The 23,312-nt window shown below is 40.7% G+C and carries 21 protein-coding genes; 13 read left to right on the top strand and 8 right to left on the bottom strand.

Annotated elements, in window-relative coordinates:
• Positions 1-419: 419 nt before the first annotated feature.
• The gene (locus SJ2017_RS18800) at positions 420-2,420 is read left to right on the top strand and encodes a multiheme c-type cytochrome (RefSeq protein ID WP_080916928.1); all 2,001 of its coding nucleotides are present in this window, start codon (positions 420-422) and stop codon (positions 2,418-2,420) included.
• Positions 2,421-2,639: 219 nt separating this feature from the next.
• Here SJ2017_RS18800 and SJ2017_RS18795 read toward each other — a convergent pair whose 3' ends face one another.
• A complete protein-coding gene (locus SJ2017_RS18795; RefSeq protein ID WP_055023537.1) occupies positions 2,640-3,434 on the bottom strand; it encodes a S1/P1 nuclease in 795 nt (264 codons plus the stop codon).
• Positions 3,435-3,765: 331 nt separating this feature from the next.
• Here SJ2017_RS18795 and SJ2017_RS18790 point away from each other — a divergent pair, with 331 nt between their 5' ends.
• From SJ2017_RS18790 to SJ2017_RS18775, 4 genes are all read left to right on the top strand, one after another.
• Positions 3,766-6,927, top strand: a complete 3,162-nt coding sequence (locus tag SJ2017_RS18790; protein WP_080916927.1) for a TonB-dependent receptor — start codon at positions 3,766-3,768, stop codon at positions 6,925-6,927.
• 495 nt (positions 6,928-7,422) lie between these two features.
• A complete protein-coding gene (locus tag SJ2017_RS18785) occupies positions 7,423-10,587 on the top strand; it encodes a TonB-dependent receptor (RefSeq protein ID WP_080916925.1) in 3,165 nt (1,054 codons plus the stop codon).
• Between the two features lie 132 nt (positions 10,588-10,719).
• On the top strand, positions 10,720-11,199 hold the full coding sequence (locus tag SJ2017_RS18780; protein ID WP_080916924.1) for a GNAT family N-acetyltransferase: 480 nt from the start codon (positions 10,720-10,722) through the stop codon (positions 11,197-11,199).
• A gap of 21 nt (positions 11,200-11,220) precedes the next feature.
• Positions 11,221-11,538 carry a putative quinol monooxygenase gene (locus tag SJ2017_RS18775; protein ID WP_055023533.1) on the top strand — a complete coding sequence of 106 codons (318 nt, stop codon included), beginning with the start codon at positions 11,221-11,223 and terminating at the stop codon, positions 11,536-11,538.
• A gap of 88 nt (positions 11,539-11,626) precedes the next feature.
• Here SJ2017_RS18775 and SJ2017_RS18770 read toward each other — a convergent pair whose 3' ends face one another.
• A complete protein-coding gene (locus tag SJ2017_RS18770; protein WP_080916923.1) occupies positions 11,627-11,884 on the bottom strand; it encodes a hypothetical protein in 258 nt (85 codons plus the stop codon).
• 155 nt (positions 11,885-12,039) lie between these two features.
• Between SJ2017_RS18770 and SJ2017_RS18765 the strand changes: the two genes are divergently transcribed.
• A complete protein-coding gene (locus SJ2017_RS18765) occupies positions 12,040-12,918 on the top strand; it encodes a radical SAM protein (RefSeq protein WP_080916921.1) in 879 nt (292 codons plus the stop codon).
• A gap of 103 nt (positions 12,919-13,021) precedes the next feature.
• Here SJ2017_RS18765 and SJ2017_RS18760 read toward each other — a convergent pair whose 3' ends face one another.
• Positions 13,022-13,741, bottom strand: coding sequence for a DUF3313 family protein (locus SJ2017_RS18760; RefSeq protein WP_080916920.1), 720 nt, complete (start codon positions 13,739-13,741; stop codon positions 13,022-13,024).
• Between the two features lie 198 nt (positions 13,742-13,939).
• Between SJ2017_RS18760 and SJ2017_RS18755 the strand changes: the two genes are divergently transcribed.
• Positions 13,940-14,410: a GNAT family N-acetyltransferase gene (locus SJ2017_RS18755; RefSeq protein ID WP_080916918.1), complete on the top strand. Its 471-nt coding sequence runs from the start codon at positions 13,940-13,942 to the stop codon at positions 14,408-14,410.
• A 27-nt stretch (positions 14,411-14,437) separates the two neighbouring features.
• Here the strand turns inward: SJ2017_RS18755 and SJ2017_RS18750 are convergent, their stop codons facing one another.
• The 3 genes from SJ2017_RS18750 to SJ2017_RS18740 all read right to left on the bottom strand — a co-directional run bounded on the left by SJ2017_RS18750 (position 14,438) and on the right by SJ2017_RS18740 (position 16,175).
• Complete coding sequence (locus SJ2017_RS18750) at positions 14,438-14,632, bottom strand: helix-turn-helix transcriptional regulator (RefSeq protein ID WP_055023529.1); 195 nt, start codon at positions 14,630-14,632, stop codon at positions 14,438-14,440.
• A complete protein-coding gene (locus tag SJ2017_RS18745) occupies positions 14,629-15,048 on the bottom strand; it encodes a hypothetical protein (protein WP_080916917.1) in 420 nt (139 codons plus the stop codon). Before SJ2017_RS18745 ends, SJ2017_RS18750 begins: the two co-directional genes overlap by 4 nt.
• A 293-nt stretch (positions 15,049-15,341) precedes the next feature.
• A complete protein-coding gene (locus tag SJ2017_RS18740) occupies positions 15,342-16,175 on the bottom strand; it encodes a mechanosensitive ion channel family protein (RefSeq protein ID WP_055023527.1) in 834 nt (277 codons plus the stop codon).
• A 283-nt stretch (positions 16,176-16,458) separates the two neighbouring features.
• Between SJ2017_RS18740 and SJ2017_RS18735 the strand changes: the two genes are divergently transcribed.
• The gene (locus SJ2017_RS18735; protein ID WP_065109349.1) at positions 16,459-16,920 is read left to right on the top strand and encodes a hypothetical protein; all 462 of its coding nucleotides are present in this window, start codon (positions 16,459-16,461) and stop codon (positions 16,918-16,920) included.
• Positions 16,921-17,015: 95 nt separating this feature from the next.
• Here the strand turns inward: SJ2017_RS18735 and SJ2017_RS18730 are convergent, their stop codons facing one another.
• Entirely contained in the window at positions 17,016-17,225 is a 210-nt protein-coding gene (locus tag SJ2017_RS18730; protein ID WP_055023525.1) for an HP1242/YdcH family protein, read from the bottom strand.
• Between the two features lie 306 nt (positions 17,226-17,531).
• On the opposite strand from SJ2017_RS18730, the gene udp reads away from it, so the two are divergent.
• The 5 genes from udp (at position 17,532) to SJ2017_RS18705 (ending at position 22,513) form a co-directional block, all read left to right on the top strand.
• Positions 17,532-18,290: a uridine phosphorylase gene (gene udp / locus SJ2017_RS18725; RefSeq protein ID WP_055023524.1), complete on the top strand. Its 759-nt coding sequence runs from the start codon at positions 17,532-17,534 to the stop codon at positions 18,288-18,290.
• A gap of 336 nt (positions 18,291-18,626) precedes the next feature.
• The gene (locus SJ2017_RS18720) at positions 18,627-19,097 is read left to right on the top strand and encodes an NfeD family protein (protein WP_055023523.1); all 471 of its coding nucleotides are present in this window, start codon (positions 18,627-18,629) and stop codon (positions 19,095-19,097) included.
• Between the two features lie 128 nt (positions 19,098-19,225).
• On the top strand, positions 19,226-20,161 hold the full coding sequence (locus SJ2017_RS18715; protein WP_055023522.1) for an SPFH domain-containing protein: 936 nt from the start codon (positions 19,226-19,228) through the stop codon (positions 20,159-20,161).
• Positions 20,161-21,105 (top strand): SPFH domain-containing protein, encoded by a 945-nt coding sequence (locus tag SJ2017_RS18710; protein WP_055023521.1) that lies wholly within the window; start codon positions 20,161-20,163, stop codon positions 21,103-21,105. Before SJ2017_RS18715 ends, SJ2017_RS18710 begins: the two co-directional genes overlap by 1 nt.
• 304 nt (positions 21,106-21,409) lie before the next feature.
• On the top strand, positions 21,410-22,513 hold the full coding sequence (locus SJ2017_RS18705) for a glycosyltransferase family 4 protein (protein ID WP_080916915.1): 1,104 nt from the start codon (positions 21,410-21,412) through the stop codon (positions 22,511-22,513).
• A gap of 203 nt (positions 22,514-22,716) precedes the next feature.
• Here SJ2017_RS18705 and SJ2017_RS18700 read toward each other — a convergent pair whose 3' ends face one another.
• The gene (locus SJ2017_RS18700) at positions 22,717-23,187 is read right to left on the bottom strand and encodes an N-acetyltransferase (protein WP_244899726.1); all 471 of its coding nucleotides are present in this window, start codon (positions 23,185-23,187) and stop codon (positions 22,717-22,719) included.
• Positions 23,188-23,312: the final 125 nt, after the last annotated feature.

The following is a 23,312-nucleotide window of genomic DNA, read 5'->3' as shown; positions in this document are numbered from 1 at the left end:
GTAACTTAACGACAATTTTATCCCTGCTAAGATAATTGTCATAAGTTGAAAAAAGCCACTATTTTATATAGTGGCTTTTTTATTGGTTAACGGGTCAAAAAACGAGGTTAATTTAGTATTTAAGGGTAATAATGCTTATGTTTTTATTGCTATTTACACTCGTTGTTTATTACATTTTTTAGTTTCTTTTTGATACAAGTGTATAATTTTTAGAGAGTTATATTGTTCTTGTATTTCCAGTAATCAAATTACAGATAAGTTGATTCTGATTTCATTCATAATTTAATCACAAAGGCTGTTTTCTGCTGTTTAATCAATAAATTTTCGTGAGCTTAATCACTCCAGATAAAGCGGTTAGTCCCTACTATGCCAATCAGGTGTTTACCTAAAAAGTAGTAATTAAACTATTCGGAGTGATGATGAAACATTTAACGAAACGCAGATTAGCCTTCGTTGTTGCAGCAGCGATGGGGATTGCTGGTTGTGCTGATGATGGAAAAGACGGTGCAGATGGCGCACCAGGTGAACCAGGTCCAGGACCTAATCCACCAGTAACAGAATCCGCTGATATTACCCATATCACTATGATTTCGCATGCGATTGAGGAAGGCCAAGTTCGCTACGAATTTGAAGTGACGAACGAAGATGGCGTTTTAGTCAATGGTTTAGGTAAAGCAGAAGCTAAATTTGCTGAAAAAACCGACCGTGGTGTGGTGTTAAATCGTGATGGCAATGTCGGTGGCTATACAGATTCCACTAAAGAAGGGTCATCATTAACAGCTATCGGTGATGGGCATTATGAGTTTATTGCTGCTATGCCAGCTGTGACGGCAGCCTCAGAGGGTATCGTTTGGTTACGTGTAGGCGGAGATAGCGAAACAGAAATCGCTCGTTCACAGCCTATGGTGGTGGATAAACCTGAGATGATCCACACCAGCACGACAGAAACCTGTTATAGCTGTCACGTGGACTATGGCACTTCTAGCATGAAGCATCCTAGCTACACAGCAATTAATGTTGAAGGCGAGGTCGATTTCGTTGCAGGCTGTTTAGTGTGTCATAACAATGTGTCTCGCGCTGAAGAAAATGGCGGATATGCCACCAACACATTACAGAAAATCGGTCACATTAATCATCAAAAGTTTGAAAAAGATTTTGCAGTTACTAACTGTTATACCTGTCATGCTGAGCCAGTAATTAATACCAGTATTGCAGGAAATGGTTGTAGTGATTGTCACTCATCAGATAGTGCTGCTAGCGGCATTGTGATGGCGATGAATGACTTTGATGCCCGTGAATTCCACGCAAAATCTGAAAATGTAGGTTTGGCAGCAAGACAAGACTCTAGAAGTCAGCACTCTACAATGCTTTCAGATATTTACACACCGGATTCTGGTGTTACCTATTGTACCGATCTCAGCCTTTACCAAGGCGAGAGTATGCTAGATATCGAAACGCTTTCTGCTGACGGAACGTTAAGCTATACAGGCGGTTACATGCATGGTTATAACAATAAATCTATTATTGGCCGTGAAACCAACTCTTATGCAACCAGCTATAAAGGTGATGGTACTAAAACCATGTGTTATGCCGCATCAAATTTTGGTATCAATGCACCACAAATTATGGCGAGCTCTCGTGTCACATTTGCTCACGGTGATGATCCTTCATATGACGGTGTAACATTTACCAGTTACTCACCAGTGTTTGCTATCGCAGATGGAAAAGTGACTGATTATGATCGTCGCCATGCAGTAACAAGTGATAGCTGTAGCGCTTGTCATAATGAAGAGACCAATTACCATAAGAATGGTGGTTACAGTGAAGGCGGTTACGATTGTGTTGCTTGTCATAACAATGGTCAAAACAGAATGAGCTCTCGACATATCAGTCTTGAAGGTTCTGAGTTTGCTAGCGAGCAAGAAAGAATCAATGCGGGTTACATTTTCAATGCTGCATATGGTGGAGAAGGTTGGCAAGCAACAAGTGGACCTGGATTTGGGCCAATGGTTCATGCAATGCACTGGGGTGCTTCGCAAACTATTGTTGGATCTGATGACAGTGGCTACTTGTATAATTCATCTGCTGAATTAAATGCGATAAACTGTGTGTCTTGTCATGCTGAAGGTATTGATTTATATGCAATACCTAATCAATACATGCTAGCTAAAACCTTAGCAATAACTGAAGAAGGCAACCCTGATACTAATAACATGGCAAGCCCAATCACTGCCAATTGTTATGCTTGTCATGATTCAGCTTCAGCATTGAACCACATGGAGCAAAATGGTGGTGAAATTAATGCGAAAGTTGATGAAGTACCAGTATGGTATGAAGCTGTTCCACAAGAGTCTTGTGCAACGTGTCACGCCGAAGGTAAATCATTTGGTATTGATAAGTTCCATGTATTTGAACGTTAATGACGGTAAAGTGAGTCAGTGCATGCAAGCTGACTAACTAGAACGTTTCATTTAACAGTCAGTGTTAAACAAAAGAGCCACTCAAATGAGTGGCTCTTTTTATGCGTAATAAGCTATGTAATAACGCGGCTTGTACAAAATATTAAGAATAAATTTCAGTTCAATGACGACATAATTATCTTAATATGACACTCTTTATTCACATAACAAGCATTACAATTATTTACTGAAAATAATATTTAACTTTTCTGCAAGACGGATCCCTGCTTGCTGTAAACGTAATTCAACTGTTGGCGTATGATCGAAAATATACTGCCAGCGTAAGTCTGGTTGGTCGTCGCGGTTTTTTTCTAATTCATAGGTTGCTTCACGCAATGTTTTTGACTCATCAGCCCAGTCATAATAGCTTTTTCCGACCCAACTCTTGATGTCTTTATCTGAGATACGTTCAATGAATTTTGTGTATTCGGTGTAGCTAAGCTGTTTATGATCAACCAGCTTACTATCCCAAACACTATGCAAGTTTGTGTCTTCACCAAACCATTTTAACTTGACCTTATTACCGCCATGATCGTGGCTATGGCCAACATGTAATGGCTGATGAATATCACCGACAAAGTGAACGTAAAATGCTAATGCGTCACGCTTATCTTTATTGCTAACCTTAGGATCCTTCAACACTTTTTCAAAACGCTCAAGGCTTTCAATAATATCGCCTTTCGGGTTTCTTTTGACTGTGTCCCAAGTTTCGTCGTCAGCAATTGATACATAGTGCCATGGTGATGCGTGATGCCAGTTTTTATCTGAACGGATTTCATCTGGCCAGGTCGACATCTGTGCTAAAGATTCACCTTGCGTTATTTGATTGATTTTATCTTGTGCGACAGCAGAAAGGTTATTTTGTGCTAACTCCCCAATAATACGGTGACCATTTTGGCCCCAAGCATGAACTGGTGAGCTGACAAGGCTACTGAGCGCAAGTGTTGCACTGAAAAGAATTACTGCAGGTTTCATTATTATTATTCCAAAAGCGATTTAACAGGCTTTGACCCTAGTACGGCATGCTAAATCGAGTGAGTGAGGTCGTTTTATCATATATTTTTCAAATTAAATTTTTGTGACAAAACAACCATGAACCCTTACCAAGTAAGGGGTTGGTTAAATTTGTGAGGCAAATTTGACGCAAATAGTTTAGATATTGTTGAAAAATAGTTCAAGAATGACATGATTTTGAAACAAATTGGTTATAAAATCCGCCCTGAAGTTTTTACTCTACGGCTTCATATTAAAAGCTAGCTTAACTAGCAAACAAATTAAAATATAAAAGTATTTCAGGGGTCTGAAAATGTTAAACAATAAAATCAGTCGCTTAGCGCTAGCGACTTGCTTTGCTATGGGTGTTTCTCTACCTGCCATGGCAGCCGATACTGCATCAAATATCCGAGGTCAGATTGTTGGCCCTCAAGGAAATGCTGTAACAGATGCAACAATTACCATCATTCATGAACCAACAGGTACCGTTACTGAGCTTGCTGTTGGTGCTGACGGTACGTTTGCTGCTCGTGGTCTTCGTGTTGGTGGTCCATATATCATTAAAGTAGATTCAGAAGAATTTGCGGATGATTTAGAGCAAGACTTATTTTTAAACGTTGGTGAAACCTTACGTTATAACCGTACTCTTCAAGCTGAAGGTGATATGGAGCGTATCGGTGTTGTGGGTAATGCAAATTACTACCGCAGTGCTGGCAGCAACAGCGAATTTGGTGCTAAGGATATTGCTAACTCTCCAGGTATTAACCGTGACCTTAAAGACGTATTACGTCAAAATCCAATGGCTGTTGTAGGTACTGATGGCATCTCAATGAGTGTTGCGGGTATTAACCCACGCTTTAACACGTTCGTTGTTGATGGTGTATCTCAAAACGATGACTTTGGCTTAAACTCAAACGGTTACCCAACTCAACGCTCTCCTATCTCAATTGATGCGGTAGAAAGTGTTGCATTAAACACATCTCCTTTTTCAGCTCGTACAGGTGGCTTCTCTGGCGCACAAGTTAACGTAGTGACAAAATCTGGTACGAATGAGTTAGCTGGTACTGTTTTTTGGGAAACGACTAACGACAGCATGGCTGGCGACGGTAAAGACCAAGAAACGGGTGAAAAATTAAAGCAAGATTTTGAAGAAACAACATTTGGTGCGACTGTTGGTTTCCCATTAATTAAAGACACATTATTCTTCTTTGGTTCATATGAAAACTTTGACGCTCCACAAGCGGCTGAGTGGGGACCAGCTGGTGCAGGTTTTGCTAACGATTCTCGTGTAACACAAGAAGAGTTAGACAGAATTACCAGTATTTCTAACAGTGTTTATGGTCTAGATAATATTGGTGGTTACAGCTCAACTCCACAAGAAAAAGATGAAAAAATCTTAGCAAAAGTGGATTGGAACATTAACGATGAACATCGTGCTTCTTTCACTTATCAAAATACTGTTGGTAACTTAACTAACAAAGTATCTGACGATGAGTCTTCACTTAACTTATCAAGCTACTGGTACGATAAAGAAGAAGAGTTAGAGTCTTATGCTGCAACGGTTTACAGTGACTGGACAGATTCATTTACTACTGAAATCAAATTAGCTTATAAAGATACGACAAGTAACTCTAACCCTGTTGATAACATCGGCATTGGTCAAGTTAATGTACGTACTGGCAGTGGTGATGTTAACTTCGGTACTGAGCGTTCTCGTCAATCAAATCAATTAAATAACCAAAATTTAGAGCTTCGTTTTGTGGGTGATTACTACCTAGACGAGCATACTATTGGTTTTGGTTTCCAGTATAACGACATCGAAGTGTTCAACTTGTTTGCTCAAGACACTATGGGATCATGGGATTTCGATTCAATTGATGATTTCGAAAATGGTGTTGTTGACCGTTTCCGTTATCAAAATGCTGAATCAGGCAACTCAAACGATGTTGCTGCTAACTTCACAATGGAAACGTTAGCATTATTTGTTGAAGATACTTGGGAAATTAACGCTGACTTAGAAATGACCTTTGGTATGCGTTATGAAACCATCACCATGTCTGAGTCTCCGGCATTAAACCAAAATTTCGTTGACCGTTACGGTTTTGCAAACAACGAGACAATGGATGGTAAAGATATCTGGTTACCACGTATCGGTTTGACTTACGTCTTATCTGACGATGTTACTTTACGCGGTGGTGTCGGTCGTTACAGTGGCGGTTACCCAACAGTTTGGATGTCTAACAGCTTCTCAAATGACGGTAACAGCTTATTAAGCTTCAACGATGGTTGGAATACCGATTGGGGTACGCCTGATTTTGGTAATGTACCAAGCGAAGCTCAAGATGGTCTTGTTGGCGGCGATGGTAACACTAACTCATTAGATCCAAACTTTGATCTTCCTTCAGATTGGCGTGCAAGCATCGGTTTTGACAGTACTTGGGACTTCGGTGCTCTAGGTCAAGACTGGTTCTTTGGTGGTGAATTCTTATATATCCAAAAAGAAAATGACGTAGCTTGGGTTGATTTAGCACGTCGTGAAGTTGGAACAGATTCAACAGGCCGTGTGATTTACGAAACGTGGGATCCATTAGCAAACAATGGCGCAGGTGGAAACACTGAACGTTATGACTTAATGCTAACTAATGCAGAAGAAGATGGTAAGAGCCAGACATTAAGCTTCACCCTAGCGAAAAACTGGGACATGGGTCTTAATATGCGCTTAGGTTATGCCTACAACTCTGTTGATGAAGGTAACCAAGGTTCGTCTTCAACAGCGACATCTAACTACCAATACCCGATTACTCAGTATGACCGTAACGGTACAACAATTGGCCCTGGTTACTATGAAACACCACATCGTTTCACCTTTAGTTTAGGTTATGATGTTGAGTTTGTTGCCGGTTACAACTCAAGCTTCAACATGTTCTATGAAGCACGTGAAGGCCGTCCAATGACTTGGGTTCTAGGTTCGCACAATGACCGTGGTTTCGGTGACCAAGGTTCATTTGCCTACTCTGATGCATACCTTCCATACATTCCAACAGGTGCTGATGATGCCAATGTTGAATATGCTGGTGGCTTAACTTACGAAGACTTTAAAGCAGCTATTGATGAAATTGGTCTAAGTGAATACGCAGGCGGTATCGCACCTAAGGGTACTGATAACCAACCTTGGGTTCACCAATTAGATTTCCGCTTCACTCAAGAGCTACCTGGCTTCCTAGAAGATCATAAAGGTATCTTGTACTTTGACGTGAAAAACGTACTTAATCTAATGAATGACGATTGGGGTGTTGTTGAGTACCAATCATTTGGTAGCAAAATCCTAGTTGACCATAACTACAATGCTGACACGGGTGTATACACTTACTCAGTGCCTTATGGCCAAGATGGTATCGAAACAGCTAACCAAAATACTTATGACATTAATAAGTCTGCTTGGCAGTTAAAAGTGGGTGTTAAATACCAGTTCTAATTTGAGCATATTTAACGTTTAAAAATACCGAGCTTAGGCTCGGTATTTTTTTGCCTAAATTATATCGATGGGTTTGTTAATACTGGTTACTCACATTAGTTGTTAATGGCCTTGTGGTTCTCTGTTTTGTTTTTGTTTGCATTACGTTTGGTTTTTGTGTGCTTGTCAGCAGGTGTATTTTTTATTTTTTACTGCATATTTGAGCTGTCAATCGTTGTGCAGTCACTTAAAGCACTGGCAAAGATGTAAGGTTAACTTTCGTTAACCTAGGCTTCATCAGTCTTATAGCAAGGTCACGAAATATTCACTCGGATGAATTCGTTACGGGAATGGGGCAGATGTAAATGCTCGCTCCGCAGCGGTGATGCGTTTTGCTACAAATGTGCAATGGTTCTGAAATAAACCCTCAATAGCATCCGCCCCTGAAGTTTTACTCTACAGCTTCATATAAGGCTAGACCAACTAGCTATATTATAATTTTTCAGGGGTCAGATAATGTTTAACCATAAAATTAGTCGCTTAGCGCTGGCGACTTGCTTTGCTTTAGGTGTCGTATCTCTACCAGCTACCGCATCGCAGACTGCATCTAACATTCGAGGCCACATTGTTGGCCCAATGGGTAATGCAGTAACCGATGCAACTATTACTATTATTCACGAGCCAACAGGTACCGTTACAGAAGTACCTGTAGGCGCTGACGGTCAGTTTGCAGCTCGTGGTTTACGTGTTGGTGGTCCATACATTATTAAAGTAGGTTCTGATGAATTTGCCGATGATGTTGAGCAAGGTTTGTTTTTAAATGTAGGCGAAACACTGCGTTTTAATCGTGAATTAAAATCTGCTGCTGATATTGAGCGAATTGGGGTAGTCGGCAACGCAAACTACTACCGTTCAGCTGGCAGTAACAGTGAGTTTGGTGCTGACGATATTGCTAATTCACCTGGTATAAACCGTGACTTAAAAGATGTATTACGTCAAAACCCAATGGCGGTTGTGGGGAATGATGGTATCTCTATGAGTGTTGCGGGTATTAACCCTCGTTTTAACACCTTTGTGGTTGATGGTGTATCTCAAAATGATGATTTCGGCTTAAATTCAAATGGTTATCCAACTCAGCGTTCACCAATATCTATTGATGCTGTAGAGAGCGTTGCATTAAATACTTCGCCATTTACCGCGCGTAGTGGTGGCTTTTCTGGGGCACAAGTTAATGCGGTAACCAAGTCGGGTACCAATGAGCTATCGGGTACGATGTTTTGGGAAACCACCAATGACAGCATGGCAGGTGATGGTAAAGATCAAATCACTGGTGAAGCTTTAAAGCAGGATTTCGAAGAAACCACATTTGGTGGCACGATTGGCTTTCCTTTGATTAAAGACAAGCTCTTCTTCTTCGGCTCTTACGAGAATTTTGATGCGCCACAAGCGGCTGAATGGGGACCTGCAGGAGCGGGTTTTCCTAATGATTCAAATGTAACACTAGACGAATTTAATCGAATCAACAGCATTGCTAGTAGCGTATATGGCCTTGATAATATTGGTAGTTATAACGCCACACCTCAAGAAAAAGATGAGAAGATTCTAGCTAAGTTAGATTGGAACATTAACGATGATCACCGTGCTTCTTTAACCTATCAAAAAACGGTCGGTAATATGACTAACCGTGTTTCTGATACCGAAGGTTACTTAAACTTATCAAGCTATTGGTACGATAAAGAAGAAGATTTCGAATCTTACGCTGCGATTGTATACAGTGACTGGAGCCATGACTTCACGACTGAATTTAAAGTTGCTTATAAAGACACTGTAAGTAGCTCTAACCCAGTTGATAATTTGGGTATTGGACAAGTTGCAGTGAGAACTGACAACGGTACTGTAACCTTTGGTACTGAGCGTTCGCGCCAATCAAATGAGCTTGATAACCAGAATTTAGAAGTGCGTTTTGTGGGTGATTATTACCTAGACGAGCATAAGATTGGTTTTGGTTTCCAGTACAACAGCATTGACGTCTTTAACCTGTTCGCTCAAGACACTATGGGTACATGGGATTTTGATTCTATCGAAGACTTCGAGCGTGGCATTGTTGATCGCTTCCGCTATCAAAATGCTTTATCAGGCAATCCAGATGATGTTGCCGCTCAATTTAACATGGAAACGCTGGCATTATTCCTAGAAGATACCTGGGAAATTAACTATGACTTAGAAATGACCTTTGGTGTGCGCTACGAAAGGATCATGATGTCAGACTCACCAGAGTTAAATAGCAACTTTGTTGATCGTTACGGCTTTGCTAATAACAGCACAATGGATGGCCTAGATATTTGGCTGCCACGGGTAGGATTAAATTACGTACTAACGGATGATGTGACGTTGCGCGGTGGTGTCGGTCGTTACAGTGGTGGTTACCCAACGGTTTGGATGTCGAATAGTTTCTCAAATGACGGCAACAGCTTATTAAGTTATACCGGCGGTTGGAACGATGCGTGGGGCACACCTGATTTTGGTAATGTTCCTGGTGAAGCGCAAGATGGCCTTGTGGGTGGAGACGGTAATACTAACTCACTTGACCCGAACTTTGAGTTACCATCAGATTGGCGAGTCAGTGTTGGCTTTGACAGTACTTGGGACTTAGGGGCCTTAGGTCAAGATTGGTTCTTTGGTGGTGAATTCCTCTATATCCAAAAAGAAAATGATGTAACTTGGGTTGATTTATCTCGCCGTAAAGTCAGAACTGATGATACTGGCCGTGTAATTTATGAAACCTGGGATCCATTAGCGAATAACGGACAAGGTGGGCACACAGAGCGTTCAGATTTAATGCTTACTAATGCAGACACTGACGGCTCAAGTAAAACGTTAAGCTTTAGCTTGGCGAAGAATTGGGACATGGGTCTGAACATGCGCTTTGGTTATGCTTATAACCAAGTTGACGAAGGTAACCAAGGTTCATCTTCAACAGCAGGTTCAAACTATCAATACCCGATTGTTGGCGCAGATCGTAACGGCACCACTATGGGGCCTGGCTATTATGAAACGCCACATCGTTTCACTCTTAGCTTAGGTTACGACACTGAGTTATTTGCAGGTTATAACTCTAGCTTCAATATGTTCTATGAAGCACGCCAAGGTAACCCAATGAGCTGGGTATTAGGTTCGTATAATGACCGCGGATTTGGTGACCAAGGTGATTACGCCTACTCTGATGCATATCTACCGTATATTCCAACAGGTGCAGATGATGCCAATGTTGAATATGCTGGTGGCTTAACTTATGAAGAGTTTAAAAAGGCCATTGATGAGCTTGGGTTAGGTAAATACGCTGGCGGACTCATTGATAAAGGCACTCACAATCAACCTTGGGTACATCAATTAGACTTCCGTTTCACCCAAGAATTACCGGGCTTTACTCAAAAACATAAAGGCATGCTGTACTTCGATGTTAAGAACGTATTGAACTTGCTTAATGATGATTGGGGTAAGGTGCAATATCAAAGTTATGGCAACAAGGTGCTTGTTGATCACAGCTATGATGCAGAAACTGGTGTTTACACTTACTCAACTCCGTTTGGTCAAGACGGCATAGATACTTCCAACTTCAATACTTACGATATTAATCAGTCAGCATGGCAGATTAAGGTTGGAGTAAAATACATGTTCTAACAAGAACCTGTTGAAAAATACCGAGCTTAGGCTCGGTATTTTTTTGTGTTTTTGAACCTGATTTGTCCATTTAGTGATGCTGTTTATTCATGGTAAGCTTGCGATAAAATCATTAAGTGGTGATCAATCAGAATGTCGCAACTAGATACAACGCAGTGGAAATTACTTAGCTTTAATGAATTTAGCCTAGATGAGCTATACGAAGTATTAAAGCTTAGAGTTGACGTGTTTGTGGTTGAGCAAAACTGCCCTTATCCAGAACTGGATAATAAAGACAGATTGCCTGGCGCTAAACACTTATTAGGACTCAATGCGCAAGGCGAACTGATTGCATATACAAGAATTTTACCCGCAGGCGTGAGCTACCCTGAGGCGAGTATTGGCAGAGTTATTATTGCTGAATCTGCACGCGGACAGGGAATTGCCCATGCATTAATGCAACGGTCAATCGATGTGGTAAAGGATTTGTGGCCACAGGAAAATATTCAAATTGGCGCTCAGCAACATTTAAACCATTTTTACCAGCAGCAAGGGTTTATCAATAATTCAGAGATGTACCTTGAAGACGGCATCCCACATATTGATATGTTACTCACTTTAAAACCTAGTTAAGTTTACTATTCAAGGATATCTATGTCAGATTATAGAATTAATACGACTCGTATAGTTTGTATTGCGCAGTTTGTCGCTAAAGAAGGCAAACGTGAGTTATTAGTTGAAGCGCTAGCATCGTTGATCCCAGACACACGTCGTGAATTGGGATGTATTAGATATGAGCTTAACGTGAGTTTAGAAGACGATCGTAAGGTCGCATTCGTTGAAAAATTTACTGATAAAGCGACGTTTGATGAGCATTGCGCTAAAGATGATATTCAACATTATTTCCACAACGTCATGCCCGAGCTCGTTGAGTCTCATCATGTGGAAGTGTTTAATGAAGTCATTGCTTAAGGTGTGATTTAAATTGGATCAAAAAAGAGTGCAGAGGCACTCTTTTTTATGCGTGACTGATAGAACCAATGATTAGATTACCGTCTTGCTATTGAGACTCTTCACGTAATTTGATGTCAGGACGCAAATTCACTTCGCCTTCAAAATCAATCACTGCTAATTCACTTTGTTGTGAAACCACCGCGAGAGGGCCTTCTGGCATCATTCTTACAAACAGTAATCGGTAGCCAAACCGGTTTAAATCATACAGCGCCATTTTTTGGTCTGCTGTCATCCGTTCCCAATGCTGTTCTTGATCGAGAAGTTCTCCACGACGCTCGCCGATAGCATATGCAACTTGATTCATAATCAATAAGCCTGAATAATTATTGAGTTAACAAAATGAATATAACAACTAATACGATCATTTCAAACATTTTGGATCAGAAAATAGAATAAAAAACAGTCATTACGCTCACTGTTTATACAAAATGTGTTTTGAGAGGTCGAAAGGATACGACATTGATTAGCTATATAGAGCCAGTATTTAGGCCGCCTTCTGAGTGGAAATCACTGATTTTACAAGTGAGCAATGGTTGCAGTTGGAACCGCTGTAGCTTTTGCGATATGTATACTCAAGAGCAAAAAAAGTTTAGAGCTCATAAAGTTGATAAAATTGAACAAGACATATTAGCAGCAGCGGCATCGGGACATTCCATTAGTCGAGTATTCTTAGCCGACGGTGATGCAATGACTTTGCCCTTTAAGCGGCTAAAAGAAATTTGCCAACTAATTAACAAGCACTTACCCAGTGTGACTCGTATTAGCAGTTATTGCTTACCTCGTAATTTATCTAATAAGACAGTAGAACAGCTTACAGAGCTTCGTCAAATGGGCTTGTCATTGCTTTATGTTGGTTGTGAAAGTGGTGACAACGAGGTACTTCTTCGTATCGAAAAAGGGGAGGATTTTGACTCATCTTTAGCGGCGCTCAATAAAATAAAGCAAGCGGGTATCAAGTCGTCAGTGATGATTTTAATGGGGCTGGGTGGCAAAAGTTTGTCATTGCAACATGCTAAAGCCTCTGCTGAATTGATGAATGCTGCGCAGCCTGAGTATCTATCTACGTTAGTGGTCACCTTACCGCTTGGTACTGACAGAATGGATGCAGCATTTGACGGTCATTTTGAACTACCCGATCAGATAGGTCTACTTGATGAGATGCAAACACTATTGGCTAATTTGGAATTAGACAAAACGATTTTTAGGTCTGATCACGCTTCGAATTATTTGGTGCTAAAGGGCGTACTTGGTAAAGATAAACCTCAGTTACTAGCCCAAGTAAATCAGGCTATGCAAGGTATGGTGCCATTACGACAAGAGTGGCAACGGGGTTTGTAAGGCCGCAACGAAGAGTCACAAGCGTGGCTGCGCTAATGGGCAGCCACATATCGTTGTTGCTAGTGACTCACTTTTTCAGATACCGATTGGAAATGAGCAATCGTTAGTTTGTCTCAGGCGTATCAGCAGCTGCGGTCATCAAGGCATTTTTAAAGTCATTTACCCAGCGTCGATAAACTGTTTTCACATCACCCCAATTAAATACCTTAGTGTTTTGACGCCATTGATCAAATCCGATAGCGCGATCGGCAGCCTTAGCGAGTACCTCATCTGTTTGGCCATCTTTCAGCACAGCCAGCAATACCATTGAACCTGAGTTTTGTGTGTAGGTTTTACCCATAGAATTATAGCTTCTGCGGCTGCTTTCAACAGGTGCGCTAAGGCGAATGTCGCTAACGGCAGTGTCAATCACTAAGGTATTAGGGCCTGCGCGAGTCACTAACTCAAATGGTTGCTCATGATTAAAGACATCCTGCACCGTCTTTGAAAACTGTTGTGCCATTTTGTCCAGCGATTCTTGTGGTAAGTCATAGGTGGCATTTAAGCCGTCAGTCTGTGGATCGACTCTAGGAGCACGGTAATCTTTAGGGTGATCATTAGTCACCTTTGTTGGCCTGAAATAGAGTTTGGAGTATTGGGTCCAATCTACGTCAGGTCGAACGTACGAAAGTGCCAATCTAGAGTTATCGACTTTAACAAGCCCATCCTTGGTGATTTCTGCATCTGGCCCTTGCTGAAGTGTGGCTGGCTGAGTTGCACAACCAAACAAGCTAAATACAACGAGTCCTGCCATAGCGATATGTGATGTGTTGATATGGCGCATATGTTTAATCCCTTAATTTACATGATGCTAATTAATATGGCAGGAATTAAGGTAGAGTCAATATTGGTTCTAGTGCATGACAAAAAGCATCACTGGCTATTATTGTTAATAACGGTGGTCAGAACACTCTAGTCTTCTTGATTTGTGGGCTAACAATAAAACATTTGCAATGTTCGGTGAAAACAAAGGTGAAGCGATATGGATGTCAGTAAGTTTACAATAAAATTGGACGATTTATCTGGTCATGAGGTGGCGCAGTTATTAAATGAGCACCTGCAAGATATGTATGCGACGTCACCAGTTGAGTCTGTTCACGCATTGGATTTATCTAAACTTCGTCAGTCCAATATTAAATTTTGGACCATATGGGATGAGCAAATGCTCGCAGGCTGCGGAGCGTTAAAGACTTACTCTGCAACAAGTGTGGAAATTAAGTCAATGAGAGTGGCAAACGCTTATCGACGCCAAGGTGTTGCTGCACAACTATTGCAACATATTCTATATGAAGCTAAATGTGTCGGCGCTAAAACTGTTTACCTAGAAACAGGTTCAATGGCATTTTTTGCACCAGCAAGACAACTTTACGCCCAGCATGGTTTTATTGAAACTGGCCCATTTGCTGATTACCAAGCGGATGAAAATAGCATTTTTATGTCGCTCTCTTTATAAAAGTAAACGACAAAAAATCTCGTTGAACTAAGCCTCATCTTCGAAGACGTCCTCGATAGTGAGGCCAAACAGTTTAGCGGCCTTAAACGCCAACGGTAAACTTGGGTCAAATTTTCCCTTCTCAATAGCGTTGACCGTTTGTCGAGATACTCCCAATAAATCCGCCAGTTGAGCTTGAGTTAAATCACGCTCAGCTCGAAGTACTTTTAATCTGTTTTTCATTGGTACTTCCTGTTACCGAGAATAATACCGACCATGTAAGTTAAGCTCATTACAATCACCAAATGGGAGATTTCTGCATGACTGTTTATTACGCCAGTGGTACTCAGTGTAGAGTAACTGATGCCTGAAATTAGCCCAACGCCAAGACTCAACCCCATGGCATTAAGTTGTATTTTTTGTTGTAACTCATCAAGGCTCAGTAAATGATGCTTATTGGCTAGAATCATCCCGATCCCCACTAAAAAGTTAATCACAATTGCTGTTATGGTTATCGCTTCTTGTTGCCAGATAAAGACTGGACCAAACGTTGCTATCGCTAACGTCACAACCCAAGCAGCGGTCCACTTGGCCAGTTTTTTTGTGTAGTTAGCGTTACGCTCTTTCCAATCTGTTGTCGTTGATTGAGGTGTTTTCATCGCCGATTCCTTTCAAGTAAACCTGTCTTAATGTCAAACTAACTTGACTTTACTATGTGTTCAAATATTGCTCATGTCAAGTTTTGACGACATTTTGTATTGTCTAACTTGCTTTTAAAGACAAGAGTGTTGCTTGCCAGATGAGGTAACCAATAGGAGAAAGTAGAGTAGGTAAGTCGTTAAGGTGTTGATATTAAGAATGGTACCAGTTTAGTTAGCACTGTTTGAAATAGCCTATTCAGCCAGAGTGCAATTATTCTGGCTGAACGCTCTTTAATGGAAACAACTAAAGTTTACTGTTGTAAATGGATTTCTCTAACCGGACAAGGAATCGTGATATCAGCATTTTTTAAGGCATTTATAATGGCCAAGTTGCTTTGGTATTTGTCGTCATAGTAGCTATTAGTTGGCACCCAGTAACGTACGCCGATTTCCATACCAATACTGTTGAAGTCATTAATACCCACTTGAGGCGGGCGAGACTGATTAATATTGTCTTGGGTTTGTAGGGCTTGAGCAATCAGTTGAATGACGTGTTGTGGGTCGGTTTGATAATCAATATTAAATTTAGTGTCGACCAATTTATATTCTTGAGAGTTATGTAAAATTTCACCGACGATATGCTTATTAGGAATACTAATTAGCTCGCCTTCCTCATTAGTCAGTATCGTTAAGCCCAACTGGATTTTTTGCACCACACCAGAAACCCCTTGGATTTCGATAGTGTTACCAATCACAAAAGGGCGAGTCACGATAATGGTAACCCCTGCAGCGTAGTTTGCCAGCATGCCTTGAAGTGCTAAACCTGCACCTAATGATGCCGCACCAATTGCTGCTACCATTGGAGTGACACTAATACCTAGCTTACCAAGGGCAATGATTGCCACCATCACGATAATTGTGATTCTGACTAAGTTCGAAACAAAGTTACCTAGGGTGACATCAATATTGTGTTTTTCGAATTGATTCGTAACGACATTAGAGACTTTATTCGCAACCCATACACCAATTAAAAAGATGATTACGGCACCAACAATCTGGAAGCTATATTGCACAATAAACTCGGTGAGCAAATCGTAAACATTTTGCAGTTGGGCTAGCTCTTGGTCTAATCCTGTTTCGTTCATAATAGTGTTCTTTACTGTGAATGATGGAACATGAATGCATTGAATATAGTGTTGCGAAAAAGCACTAATTTGTCGAGTTTATTAACACTTTTAATCATTTAAAGGTGAGTTGATTGCAATAGTCATATTTCATACATAACAATGATGCCATTCCGTGAGATACCTCAAGGTTCCAATGCAATTTCATCGGTGTTAAATCACATTGAAGGTATAGTTTAGTGCGCAATTACATTTATCACTTTGCCTCACGGTAAGGTTTGTACTCTACTTCAGGAATAACAAGATGAAAGCCATTTTATTTGTAGCAAGTTTATTGTTTATGACGACAGCACAAGCTGAGGTGTTTGTTGTGAATGATAAAATTGAACCAGTGACTTTAGAAGATCAGTTTGAGCAGCCTTTAGTGGTAAATGAACAAACTCAATGGGTATTATTTAGCCGAGGCATGAAAGGTGGCGAGCTTATTCAAGCATCGCTTGAATCATTGCCAGCTGAAAAACAACCAGAGAACTTAGTTTATATTGCTGATATCAGCGGTATGCCTTCTCTTATTGCTAGATTTGTCGCTATCCCAAAAATGAAAGACTTACCCTTTTCAATGGGGTTAGATCGTGAAGGTGATGTCACAGCAACTTTCCCATCAGAAAAAGACATGGCGTCAGTCATCAAATTAGATAAATTCAATGTCGTTAGCATTGAGCACTTTGATTCAAGTGAAGCTATTACTGAAGCTATTTCTCAGTAATGACAAACTCGATGGCATCTCACTGATGCCTGACAATATTAAAGGACGCATATGCGTCCTTTTTTATTGGCTGAAAATTGATAAAAGTGTCAGCGTTAATGCTTTTTCAGCATTGAGAAAATTTCTTCTTTTAAATGCAATTTCTTGGATTTGAGAATTTTAAGCTCGGGAGTGGTATCGCTACTGTAGTGCTGTTCGTACTGTTTAATTTGTTCATCTAGCTGATTATGCTCATCGAAAATCTTTGAGAAATGGGCATTGGTGGTTTTTAATTTACTGATTAAATCACGGTACTCTGGAAACATAGAAGGGCTCCTTTTTTTCTATTGTTAATACCAAATTACGCCGACTTTTAAGCCAGTATCGTGACCAAGATCAATTATTATTAAAATGCTTGTTATTACTGAATATAAACTAAAATTGACTATTGAGTTTCAGGTAGTTTATGGTGCGCTAAATTAGAGATTGGTATTGGCATTTGTAAATTTGTCACAACAAGCGTTTTATAAGTATCAAGATTTATGTGATCGAGTTAACCCTAACTGAGTTAATAGTGGGGTAAAGTCGACATAATTAGGATTTTATATTCAATAATGAAAGGGGTTTTCAACATGGCCGACGTATTTCACTTAGGTTTAACCAAGCAAATGCTTGATGGCGCAACAACGGCAATTGTTCCGGGCGATCCAGAGCGTGTTAAGCGAATTGCTGAATTAATGGACAACGCAACGTTTCTAGCCAGTCACCGTGAATATACCAGTTATCTTGCTTATATCGATGGTAAAGCTGTGGTGGTTTGTTCAACTGGTATTGGTGGTCCTTCGACTTCAATTGCGGTTGAAGAGTTAGCACAACTTGGTGTGACCACATTCTTGCGTGTCGGTACCACTGGTGCGATTCAGCCTCAAGTTAATGTTGGTGATGTGATTGTGACTCAGGCATCGGTACGTTTAGATGGCGCGAGCTTACATTTCGCTCCGCTTGAATTCCCAGCAGCTGCAGACTTCAACTGTACAACAGCAATGGTTGCCGCTTGTCGTGATTATGGCTTAGAGCCTCATGTTGGTATTACAGCGTCATCCGATACCTTCTACCCAGGTCAAGAGCGTTACGATACCGTTTCAGGCCGAGTGACTAGTCGTTTTGTTGGCTCAATGAAAGAGTGGCAAGCGATGGGCGTATTAAACTACGAAATGGAATCAGCGACGCTATTTACTATGTGTGCTTCACAAGGTTGGCGCGCAGCCTGCGTTGCTGGTGTGATTGTGAATCGTACTCAACAAGAGATCCCTGACGAAGCGATGATGAAGAAAACCGAAGTCAGTGCAATTACTATCGTAGTTGATGCTGCTCGAAAACTCATGGCGTAATCGTTAAGTTTATAAATTAACTTAACTGTTTGAATATAAAGGTGCTTAGGCACCTTTTTTATTGGTTGTATTTGGTAAATTGCGCAGTGTTTTTAATGTAAACGAACGTGTCCCCGTGTGGAATATGATTGCAATTTAGTCATTTTACTGTATTGTTGACATAATATGTCGTGTTGTTAACCCTTATCTTAATCGGTGTGAACAGTACAGATATTGTCAAAGTGCTTTTAGCATTCCAATGGTTATCAAGACTATAAACTCCCTGCCTAAAATCTGGGTTGGATCAGGGTTTAATAGCTTAAAGGATTCTATGATAACGTGTTTACAGGGGGGTATATGGAGTTTTCAAATCCAACCAGCATTTGGTTAATTGTTGGTCTCATCTTAATGTTCGCGGAAATTATTGTTCCCGGGGGCATCGTTATCTTACTCGGCACAGCCTGTGTCATCGTTGCGGCTGCACTATTTACAGGTGTTGTTGATGGCGCTACACAAAGTTTTACCCTGTGGTTTATCACTTCAATTGTATTACTTCTGAGTTTTCGTCATGTCACTCAACGAATGATTGGAGGGGATGCTCACGTGGATAATACCGACGAAGAAATGGATTTATATAATCAAATTGTCACGGTAAAGGCTGATATTGGTCCTGGTGAACGAGAAGGTCGGGTGACTTATTCAGGCACTGAATGGCCAGCATTAGGCGACGGTAGTGAGATTAAGTCAGGTAGCAAAGTGCGTATTATTTGCCGTGAAAACATCGCGTTAATTGTTGAGCCATATATCGAAACTGAAGTGTCGCCTTAACGAGGCGCTATATGTGCATTTCAAAAGCGCAAAACCGTAAGCCAAATTAATAAAAAATCACGGATAAAGTCATATTAAAGCCATGCTCATTATTGGCTTGAATATTATTTTCAAAAGGAAGGGGAAGTATGTTTGAACTAACCATAGCATTTTTATTCATCGTTTTTATCTTGTATAAACTTATGTTGATTGTACCGATGCGTGAGGTCAATGTGATTGAGCGTTTAGGTAAATTTAGAACCGTATTACAACCGGGATTTCATTTTTTAGTGCCTTTTGTTGACCGAGTTGCTTACCGCCACGATACCCGTGAAGAAGTACTCGATGTCCCACCGCAAAGCTGTATTTCAAAAGATAATACTCAATTAGAAGTTGATGGCTTAGTGTACCTAAAAGTCATGGACGGTAAGTTAGCCAGTTACGGTATTGAAGATTATCGCCGCGCTGCAGTTAACCTTGCACAAACCACCATGCGTTCAGAGATTGGTAAATTAACCCTATCGCAAACGTTCTCAGAACGTGACAGTTTGAATGAATCGATTGTACGTGAGATTGATAAAGCATCCGATCCTTGGGGGATCAAAGTGCTGCGTTATGAGATCAAAAACATCACTCCTTCTATTCATGTGATTCATACGCTTGAAAAGCAAATGGAAGCAGAGCGTCGTAAACGTGCTGAGATCACCCTAGCGAACGCCGAAAAAGCGGCCATGATCAACATGTCAGAAGGTGAACGCCAAGAGGCGATTAACTTGTCAGAAGGTCAAAAACAAAAACGGATCAACGAAGCAATTGGTTCAGGGCAAGAAATTACCATCATTGCTAAAGCCAAATCAGAAGGCATGGATATGATTTGTACTGCACTGGCTAACGAAGGCGGTAATGATGCGATGAACATGATGCTAAAAGAGCAGTTTATTAGCCAAGTGGGTAACATTTTGTCTGAGTCTCAAGTGTCGGTAGTACCTGCTGAAATGGCTAAATTAGAAGGCTTTTTTGAAGGTATGGAGCAAGTGACCCACGCCGTAGCTAAACCATCAACAGCCACAAAAGGAGCACGATAATGTTAAACGGAGTTGATACAGATTTCATCGTGATGATCATTTGGGGCGCAATCTTTTTAATATTTGTATTGAAGTTATTTCAGTCAATTCGATTAGTGCCTACTAAGTCTGCTTACATTGTTGAGCGCTTAGGAAAATATCACAATACACTAGATGCAGGTTTTCATGCCTTAGTGCCTTTTATTGATAAAGTGGCTTATATCCACGATTTGAAAGAAGAAACCATTGATGTTCCTCCACAAGAATGTTTCTCAAGTGATGAGGTTAATGTTGAAGTGGACGGGGTAATCTATATCTCAGTGGTGGACCCCGTTAAAGCGAGTTACGGGATTACTGATTATCGTTATGCAGCAATTCAATTGGCACAAACAACCACACGCTCCGTTATTGGTACGCTGGATTTAGACCGTACTTTCGAAGAGCGCGATATTATATCGGCCAAAGTGGTTGAAGTGCTTGATGAAGCTGGAGCGATTTGGGGTATTCGAGTTCATCGTTATGAAATTAAAAACATCACCCCGCCAGAAACAGTTAAAAATGCCATGGAAATGCAAGTGAATGCTGAGCGTGAGCGTCGTGCTTTATTGGCAAAAAGTGAAGGTGATAAACAAAGTAAGATTAATCGCTCTGAAGGTTTTATGGCTGAAACCATTAACTTGTCAGAGGGTGAGATGCAACGCCGTATTAACGAAGCTGAAGGTAAGGCTGAAGAGATTTTAACCCTTGCTAAAGCGACCGCTGAATCGATTGAGCGTCTGGCTGTCGTTATTTCAAAACCTGGCGGACACAGCGCACTGCGTTTGCAATTAGGTGAGCAATACTTCAAGCAACTTGAAGGCTTAAGTGATGCCGATAACCGAGTGGTATTACCGGCTAACTTGATTAATTTCGAGCAATGGATGACGACCATGGGTCTTGAAGACGAATTTAAGGCTAAAAAATAGTTGTTTGATTCGTTAAGGGAGAGGCTAGCAGCAGTGCTAGCCTTTTTTATTTAGCAAATACCGTGGCGGGTATAATTACTGCTCAAATCGCTGCTTAAATAGCGGCAACATAGCCGAATAAGTGGCTAAAACCGACTAAAATCGTGACTGACTAACTGATTAATGAGTCATTCAAATTTTGCGAAATCAATAAGATAAGGTTATGTTTATGATGAGTGCATTAGGTTAAGTCGTGATAACCGAGATGAATAGAGTGTCAGTGAATAAACGTGTTATGGCATGCCCTTGTAGATAAGAGGTGAGAGTGAAATCAAAAGTATTGCATTGTGTTGACGATCCAAACATGGGCGGCGTTAATTTTGCGCTTCAAAGCTTATGTGGCTCAACATTGCAACACGACTTTGAATTCGACATCAAATATGTGGATTTTTCAAAGCCGGTTTCTTTGAATTCAACGGCGGATATCATTTGTTTACACGGTGCTTCAAATTGGCGAAATCTGTTCAATATTTTCATATTTACATTACGGCACCCCAAGGCAAAATTCGTCTTGCAAGAGCATCACTACGGCGCAAGCTTTGTGCGCTCGCAAATTCAGTCTCCTAAACGTTTTTACTGGATGCTTAAACTCAATTATTGGCTAGTGGACAGGGTAATTGCCATTGCGCCTTCACAGCAGTTGTGGATGCTTAACCATGATTTAGTGCCAAAAAATAAGATCAATTTATTAGGCCAAGGACGTGATTTAAGTGGGTTTATTCCTAAACTTAACGACCTAAATAACGCCGCAATCGACGCTGAACGAAGCAATGTTAATAAAACATCCGCTGACATAAAAGTGCCTGTTATAGCCGCTTATGGGCGTTTTCATTATCAAAAGGGCTTTGATTTATTGATAAAGGCGATGTCGCTGATTAATCAACCTTGTTTACTCAAAATAGCGGGTGAAGGCCCCTTGGGCGATGAGCTAGAGCAATTAGCTGGTGGCGTTGCGAATGTTGAGTTTGTGGGGAAAGTTGAACGTGTCCCTGAGTTTTTAAATCAAGTTGATGCTGTGGTTATCCCATCTCGCTGGGAGCCCTTTGGGCTAATATTTATTGAGTCATTGGCAATGAATAAAACAATTATCTCAAGCCAAGTTGATGGCTTAGGCGATCAAGTTAGTCAGCATGCTGCATGCGATGTTAATCAAGGGGAAAACCTTCCTGTTATTCATCCTATTTCTGAGCCTGTTAGTGCTGACTCTATTGCCGATGCAATTAATCAATTTCTGTCTCAAACGGCTTCAATACATCCACCTGTCCCCAATATTGGCTATATCAATCATTGGAAACAGCAACAATGGTTTGAGCTACAGCAAGCATGGAAAAACTTGTTTAAGCAGTTGCTGGAAGATAAGCGTCATTAAATGTTCGCTTTGATGTATTTCTGGAGGGAAATTAAAGCGTTAAACAAGCGTTCTACCCTCACGTGATAGAACCACATGACCCCAAAGATTTCGAGCGACTTAATCATAGCTACTTAATCAAAGCGACTTAATCATAGATACTTAATCAAAGCGACTTAATCATAGATACTTAATCATAGATAGTTAGTCATAACGACTTATAACTAGGCGCGTATCCAGCGCATCTCAAGCTGCTTTTGCCCTGTGTGTTCGCAAATACACTTGCCCACATCACTAAAGCCATGGCGAAGATAGAATTGGTGTGTTTTTTCGTTTTCAGCGTAAACGGTTAATGTTAACTGTTCATATTGGTTTTTTACCGTATCTAACAGCTGGGTTCCGATCCCGTTAGATTGTGATTGAGGATCCACAAAAATGGCTGGAATACTGCCCTCGTAATATGAAATAAAACCGAGGATGTGGCCATTGTCTTCATAAACCCAAGACTCGCTATGAGGAAGATATACATCACGCATATTTTGCTGTTGCGATTGCCAAAATTCTTCCGCTACAAAGCTATGTGCTTTGATTGATGCTGTCAGCCAGATAGCGACGGCACTATCTAGATCCTGTTCTCGCATTACTCTTATCATTTGTGTTTCAGCCCTTAATGCTATTGCTAAGTTTAGTGTCATTGACGTCTTTATAACGTCAGTGTGTCGTGAGTTGCTGTATCTACAAGTCAGTGATAATTGATACTTTAAGCATGTTAGCCACACTATAAAAGTTGCCTGCGATGAATGATTGAATATTTCCGACA

The organism is Shewanella japonica, assembly GCF_002075795.1.
Taxonomy (GTDB): Bacteria; Pseudomonadota; Gammaproteobacteria; order Enterobacterales; family Shewanellaceae; genus Shewanella; species Shewanella japonica.
This window is presented reverse-complemented; position numbering and strand designations above follow the sequence as displayed.